Raw genomic sequence first — 7033 nt, forward strand, 5'->3', positions numbered from 1 at the left:
AGGAGAAATAAGAAAATGTGCCGCATATTACTTGTAGAGGATGAAGAGACGATTCTATTTGCCCTGCGCGCAGGTCTTTTTCGGGAAGGCTATGATATTCTCACAGCAGGCAGCCTGGCGGAAGCGGGGATCCTGGCAGAAGAAAACCCCGATCTTATCGTGCTGGATTTGGGGCTGCCTGACGGGGAAGGGCTGGAATTCCTGAAGAGATGCAGAAAAATGGACGGGCCTCCTGTGATTATCCTTACCGCAAGAGATGAGGAAGCGGATATCATCCGCGGGCTGGATATGGGAGCGGATGATTATGTCACCAAACCATTTAAGCTGGGAATCCTCCTGTCTCGGATTCGTGCGGCCCTGCGCCGTTCCCGGCCGGATAGCGGGGAGGATAGCGCGGGGCAGCGGCTGGTATGCGGGGATGTGGTTCTGGATAAAATAGAAACCCGGGTATGTGCGGGCGGAAAGGAAGTCCTGCTGACTGCAGGAGAATACCGGCTTCTGGAAATCCTTCTGGAGAATAAGAAACGTACTTTAACCCGCACCCTTCTTCTGGAACAGCTTTGGGATATCGACGGCAATTTTGTGAACAGCAATACCCTCACCGTACTGATAAAACGGCTGCGGGAGAAGCTGGGCGGGGATCCCCAGAGAATTATTAAAACGGTGAGAGGGATTGGCTATAAAGCGGAGGATGGGGATGAAATATAGCGGAAAAAAGACGGTTTTTCTTTTTCTGTGGCTTGGTGTCTGTTTGCTGGCGGGCTTCGGGACAGCATTGCTGGCTGTCCGGCGCAGCGAGGCCTTTTTTTATAAAAAGGCGGCGCTCATGGCAGCCGGGGCGCCGGAAAGGGCAGGGGAAATGATGCGATCCCTGAAGCGGGAAGAGCCGGCAGAAGAGGCCGCAGGGGAAATCCTGCTGAAGCGGTTCGGCTATGAAGAAGGGGGATTCACCCGTGAGGCTTTCGGCGGCCTGACAGGGTGGCTGCTCCTTTTTTACTGTCTGGCGGCAGGAGGCGGAATGCTTTGGTACACCATGGGAGCAATACGGCGGAGAAGGCGGATCCTTGAACTGGAAGAATATCTGGTACGAATCAATAACGGAGAATACGATACGGGTATCGGTAACCGGGAAGATGAATATTCCCGGCTTCAGGACGAAATCTATAAAACAGTGGTAAATATCCGGGAGAGCCGGGAGGAAGCCCATAAAGGAAGGGAGAATCTGGCGGTGAGTCTGACGGATATATCCCATCAGCTGAAAACACCCCTCACATCCCTTTCGCTGCTCCAGGAGCTGTTGGAAGAGCAGGTAAAAGGAGAGGAGGGGAGACAGCTGCTTGCCAGGATGGAACAGCAGACCGGCCATATCCGCAGTCTTACGGCGGCCCTTCTGACTTTGTCCAGGCTGGATGCGGGAGTCCTCCCTCTGGTCAAAAAGGAGGAGGATTTGCAGGAAGTCCTCTCCTTTGCGGCGGAAACGGTCCGTTCCCTGACGGAAGATAAAAAACAGGAGGTGCGTATCACGGGCGGGGAAGGGAAACTCCTGTGCTGTGATTTGGGCTGGACGGGGGAGGCTGTGGCCAATATTCTGAAAAACTGCAGCGAGCATACGCCGGAAGGCGGATGTATCCGTATCCATGTGACTCAGAATACCATATATACCCGTATCCTGATCGATGATGAAGGGCCAGGGCTTACTTCCGAGGAATGCAGACGGATATTTGAACGCTTTTACAAAGGAACGGGCGGAGACAGAGACAGCGCGGGGGTGGGTCTGGCTTTGGCAAAATCTCTGACAGAGAGCCAGAACGGGGAGCTGCGGGCTGAAAACCGAAAGGAAGGCGGGGCGCGGTTCCTTATGACCTTTTACCAGTAATCATATTTTTCAAGGCATAAGGACGGCTCGCGGAGCGCGGCAAACGTTGTTTGTCACCGGATTGTCACACAGGCCTTTTACAATGCGGAGTGAATGAGCAGCAGGGCGCTGACAGAAAAGGAGGATTTTATGAACATTCTGCGATGTGAAAAAGTGACAAAGACCTATGAACTGGGACAGGGGACGGTAACAGCTCTGGACGGGGTGGATCTGACGGTGGAAAAAGGAGAATTTACTGCGATTGTAGGGGCTTCCGGTTCCGGGAAATCGACTTTGCTCCATATGCTGGGAGGGGTGGACCGGCCTACTTCGGGGAAAATATGGATTGAAGAAACGGATATTTCCACGTTGTCCGAAAAGCAGCTTTCTATTTTCAGAAGGCGCAAGGTGGGATTGATTTATCAGTTCTATAATCTGATCCCCACTCTGGATGTGCGGCAGAATATTCTTCTGCCTCTGCTGCTGGACGGACGGAAGCCGGAAGAGGAAAGCTTCCGGGAGCTGGTGGATACCCTGGGGCTGGGCGACCGGCTTTCCCATCTGCCGTCCCAGCTTTCCGGCGGACAGCAGCAGCGGGCGGCCATTGGGAGGGCGCTTATTTACCGTCCCGCCGTGCTTCTGGCCGACGAGCCTACCGGAAACCTGGATCGCAGGAACTCAGAGGAGATTCTGGCACTGCTGAAGCTTTCCAATAAACGCTACCATCAGACGGTAGTGCTCATTACCCATGATGAAAAGATCGCGCTGGAAGCGGGTCGCATCATCACCATAGAGGACGGACGTGTGCTGCGGGACAGCAAAGCGGACGGCGGGAAGGGGAGGGTGCAATGAAGGTTCTGATATCATATACGCTCCGAAGCATAATAAATAACCGGCGGACCACGCTGGCTTCCATGATAGCGGTTCTTATTGCCTCCACACTTCTGTATTCCCTTTGCAGTGCTTTTTATAACCAGAATGCCTGGCAGACCGATATCGAAATCCATGACAGCGGGGACTGGCATGCGGAGGTGGGCGGCCTGCTTACCAAAAAGGATCTGGAACAGATAGACAATAACCTGAACATTCGGCAGACAATGGTAAAGGGGCCGTTTCTTTCCGTTAAACTGCCGGAGGGGAGCGGACTCCCCTATCTGCTGCTCCGGGATGCGGATGAAGGCTACTGGGACGGCATGGGGGAAAAAAATCTGATTATTGAGGGACATATCCCTTCCAAACAGGGAGAGATAGCGGTATCCAAATCCTTTTTTGATGATAATCCCGGGTTCCGTCTGGGAGACACGGTAACTCTCCCGGCAGGGCATCGGATGATACAAGGAGAAATACAGGATACGGGAATCCGGCAGGAAGGCGAAGTGTTTGAGAAAACCGGGGAAAGAACCCTGACCATAGTCGGAAAAATGGATATGACCACACCCACCACGACACCCGGCTATTATGCCATGGGGTATCTGGATCGGGATGCGCTGGAGCCTTCGGAAGAGCTGGTGGTTTATGTGCAGCTGAACCGGGTAAAAGACACCTACCGGGTGATGCCAAAGCTTATGGAACAGCTGGGCTTTCAGACAAATGAATACGGCAGTTATGAAAACCATTTCCGCTATCATGGGCGGCTGCTGGCCCTGTATGGTGTATTCCCTCCTATGGACGCATCTCTGTCGGAAATATGGGATCGTTATGTAACCCTGTTCATATATGGAAGCATGGTGGTGCTTGCGGCACTGGCTTTTGTCCTGATTATACACAGCGCCTTTGCCATGTCGGCGGAAACCCGGATCAAACAGCTTGGCCTGTTCCGGTCCGCAGGAGCCACACCCGGCCAGATAAGAGCTGCTGTTTTGTTTGAGGGGCTTGCGGTATCCCTGCTTCCCATCGCTGCGGGCATTGCCCTGGGACAGCTTTTTACTGCACTGGCGGTACAGGTATATACGGAAATTCTGGGGGATCTCATCTATTATCCGATCCAGCTGCGTTTTCCGCCCCGGATAGCCCTGGGAGCTGTGGTTATATCCCTGGCAACCGTACTGGTATCCGCGGCGATACCGGCTTCAAGGATGGCGGGACTCACCCCGGTGGATGCCATACGGATGCAGTCAGGTACAGGAGGAAATAAGAAAAGGAAGAACAGAAGCTGTCTGTCCGGGAAAAAAGAACGACGCCGTACGGCAGGCGCCCTCCTGGGAATAGAGGGGATTCTGGGGGCAGCCTCCCAAAAGGCTCATAAAAAAGCCTTTCGGGCAGGGCTTGCGGCGCTTGCCATGTGTTTTGTGATGGTTACCGGTTTTTACTGTACGCTTACCCTGAATACTCTGGTGACCGAACGGAATGAAGGCGTAAATTATTATAATATCCAGATGAGATACAGCCTGACGGCAAGGCCGGAAAAAGAAATGACGGATGAGATTTTCCGTATTCCTGCCATGAAGGAGGGCACCTGGTATTACCGTACCCGTGTTTCCCTCTGGGTTGACAAGACTGCGGAATCAGATGAATTTGCGGCCCGCGGAGGCTTTGGGGCGGTGAACCCAAACCAGTTCAGCGTGCTGGAACGGGAAGGCAGCTATCGGATAAGAGCGGACATACTGGGGCTGGAAAAAGATTTCTTTGATTCATACTGCCGTTCCCTGGGAGAGGATCCGCAAGATTATTACGGACAGGATCTCCCACGGGCTATTATGGTAAGTAATATTTCTTATTACCCCAATGTCAAAAACAATATGCAAAAACACAGCCAGGAATACCAGATGCTGCGCACGCAGGCCGGCGCGATCCTTTCCCTGGAAGAAAAACTCCGGGATTCCGATGATACGGATTACCGGTTTGATGTTGCGATAGGGGCTAAAACGGAGCAAAGGCCTGTCTTGGACGAGTATACAAGCGATTACAGCATCCAGCTTTATGTGCCTATGGAAGAATATCTCAAGATAGTATCCCGGTTCCGGCCGGAACAGGCTGCCCAATATTACCAGGTCAGAGGTGTCGCACGTACCTCCCCCGAAGAGGATTTGCAAACAGCGGAAAAAATCCGGGAAATCAGCGGCAGATATCTGGCGGAGGAGGATTTTATCATACGCAGCCGTATGGAAGAAGAGCGGGACGGGGAAGTGGCAGGAAGAGCCATGGAAGCGGTGATAAATCTCATAGGCGGACTGCTTTCCCTGATAGGTATCTCCAATGCGGTTTCCGCCGCGGCAGGTTCGCTGCGCATGCGCAGAAGGGAATTTGCGGTACTGCGTTCCGTCGGAATGGATGAAGGGCAGCTTAAAAAAATGCTTTTCCTGGAAGGGCTGCGTATGGCAGCCGCCCCTATCCTTACCGGGATCCCCATTCTCCTCCTCCTCTGTATCTATTTGATGCAGGTTACGGGAATATCCCCGGGAACCCTGTTTCCGGTATTCCCATGGAGTAAGGTGCTTGGCAATATGGGGCTGGTGATGGCCGCTGTCGGAATTGCCTATCTGCTGGCTTTCCTGAGTATACGGAAGGAACCGATTGCCGATGCGGTGAGGGATGAAACGGTATAAGAGCCTGTTAGTTACTGTTTACGGCCCCCTGTGCCGCTGCCCGGTGGGTCGTAAACAGTAATGCCTGTTACGCGTATTTTACCGGATTTTGAGAATAAGGTGCTTTTTCCCGGAAAGTGTGTTATAATACCTTTATAACTGCTGCATCGGTAACTGACCTGTGTTTTCGTTGCAGTTTTTTTAGTTGTAAAGGAATAGGTGTAAAATGTATAATGTGAATGATGTGGTAGTGCATGAAAACGGTGGTGTGTACAGAGTTGCAGCGATTGGAAAGCCTGATTTTGTTAACGGGCCGGAGACGTATTATACTTTGCGTTCCGTAGGGAATGAGGAAAGTACGATATATGTGAAGCTGAATAATGACAAGGTATACATGCGGCCGGTCATGTCCCGGAAGGAAGCGAAGGAATATCTGGAACAGCTTCCGGAAATGACGGCTGAGTACGAAGCCAATAACAAGGAACGGGAACGGCTGAGCAGGCAGATTCTGAAATCCTGCGAAGTCAGCCAGTATCTGAAGCTGATGAAAGCAATTCTTCTGGAACAGGACCGGAAAAAGAAAAACGGCAAAAAGCTGAATTGTTCCGATGAAAAGAATCTGCAGAGAGCGGAAAAGATGCTTATTTCCGAATTTGCCGTTGTTTTCAACATCACGGTGGAGAAGGCAAGAAGCTCTGTTTTTGAGGCGGTTTTTGACAAGGAAATGGATGCGTGACCGCCGGAGACAGGAGTTTAAAAAGATAGCAAAACGATACTACAGAGTAAATATATCATAAAAATAAAAAATGTTTGACAATTTTTCAAATGTATGTTATAGTCAGACAGTAATCAATTTGAATTTAGAGCTGGCCTTCGTTATGAGTCATTCCTTTTTTCTTAATGACTGATACGCAGGCCAGCTTTTTTGTAAGGAAAATTCTGCAGGGATACGTGAAAAACAGGCATCAGGAATTCTTCCCGCCGGTTTAAATTGATATAAATATTATAATGGAGGTACTGAAAATGAATAACGGTACAGTGAAATGGTTCAACGCAGAAAAAGGATATGGATTTATTACCAATGACGCAAGCGGTGAGGATGTGTTCGTACACTATTCTTCCATCGTTTCTGAAGGCTATAAGAGCCTGAACGAAGGCCAGAAGGTTACTTTCGATATGGAAAGTGATCCCAGAGACAGCAGAAAACTGAGAGCGGTTAACGTCTGCGCAGCATAAGCAGAAGAAGAAGTATTCTGTCGTCCGTAGTACCATCGCATTTTGGGTTCGGCCATTAGAATATTTATATCGTACTTGGGAAACGGGGGAGAAGAGATTCTCCTCTGTTTTTTTGGCGTGAGGGCGCCGTCCGCCTATTGGTTCGTCCTGCCAAGGCCATTGCCTGCCGCCCGGCCCCATGTCCCTGCGCCTCCGGCTCCCCCGTATGTTGGCTCCCTGCCCTGCCGGCTCCGATCCGCCCCGGGGCTATGATGTCCGGCAGATACTGCTATACCGGGCATTCCGATGAGCCCAAAGCATCAAAATCGGCAGATGGGCTGCCGATTTTGATTGGTCTCCTCTTCATGGTATAGAAAGTATCTGCGGGACATCATAGCCCCGGGGCGGATCGGAGCCGGCAGGGCAGGGAGCCAACATA

General features: G+C 51.4%; 6 protein-coding genes. All 6 read left to right on the top strand.

The features are described 5' to 3' along the window. Positions 1-15 precede the first annotated feature (15 nt). The 6 genes from DXA36_RS23040 to DXA36_RS23065 all read left to right on the top strand — a co-directional run bounded on the left by DXA36_RS23040 (position 16) and on the right by DXA36_RS23065 (position 6615). The gene (locus DXA36_RS23040) at positions 16-708 is read left to right on the top strand and encodes a response regulator transcription factor (protein WP_118681781.1); all 693 of its coding nucleotides are present in this window, start codon (positions 16-18) and stop codon (positions 706-708) included. Beyond that, positions 698-1876: a sensor histidine kinase gene (locus DXA36_RS23045; RefSeq protein WP_182479227.1), complete on the top strand. Its 1179-nt coding sequence runs from the start codon at positions 698-700 to the stop codon at positions 1874-1876. Before DXA36_RS23040 ends, DXA36_RS23045 begins: the two co-directional genes overlap by 11 nt. A gap of 129 nt (positions 1877-2005) precedes the next feature. Further along, a complete protein-coding gene (locus DXA36_RS23050) occupies positions 2006-2707 on the top strand; it encodes an ABC transporter ATP-binding protein (protein ID WP_118681791.1) in 702 nt (233 codons plus the stop codon). Further along, positions 2704-5400, top strand: coding sequence for an ABC transporter permease (locus DXA36_RS23055; protein WP_118681783.1), 2697 nt, complete (start codon positions 2704-2706; stop codon positions 5398-5400). Before DXA36_RS23050 ends, DXA36_RS23055 begins: the two co-directional genes overlap by 4 nt. Before the next feature lie 205 nt (positions 5401-5605). Further along, positions 5606-6115, top strand: a complete 510-nt coding sequence (locus tag DXA36_RS23060; RefSeq protein WP_118681784.1) for a CarD family transcriptional regulator — start codon at positions 5606-5608, stop codon at positions 6113-6115. Between the two features lie 287 nt (positions 6116-6402). Next, a complete protein-coding gene (locus DXA36_RS23065) occupies positions 6403-6615 on the top strand; it encodes a cold-shock protein (protein WP_118681785.1) in 213 nt (70 codons plus the stop codon). The last annotated feature ends 418 nt before the right edge of the window (positions 6616-7033 follow it).

The sequence above is a fragment of the Eisenbergiella sp. OF01-20 genome, assembly GCF_003478085.1.
Taxonomy (GTDB): domain Bacteria; phylum Bacillota; class Clostridia; order Lachnospirales; family Lachnospiraceae; genus Eisenbergiella.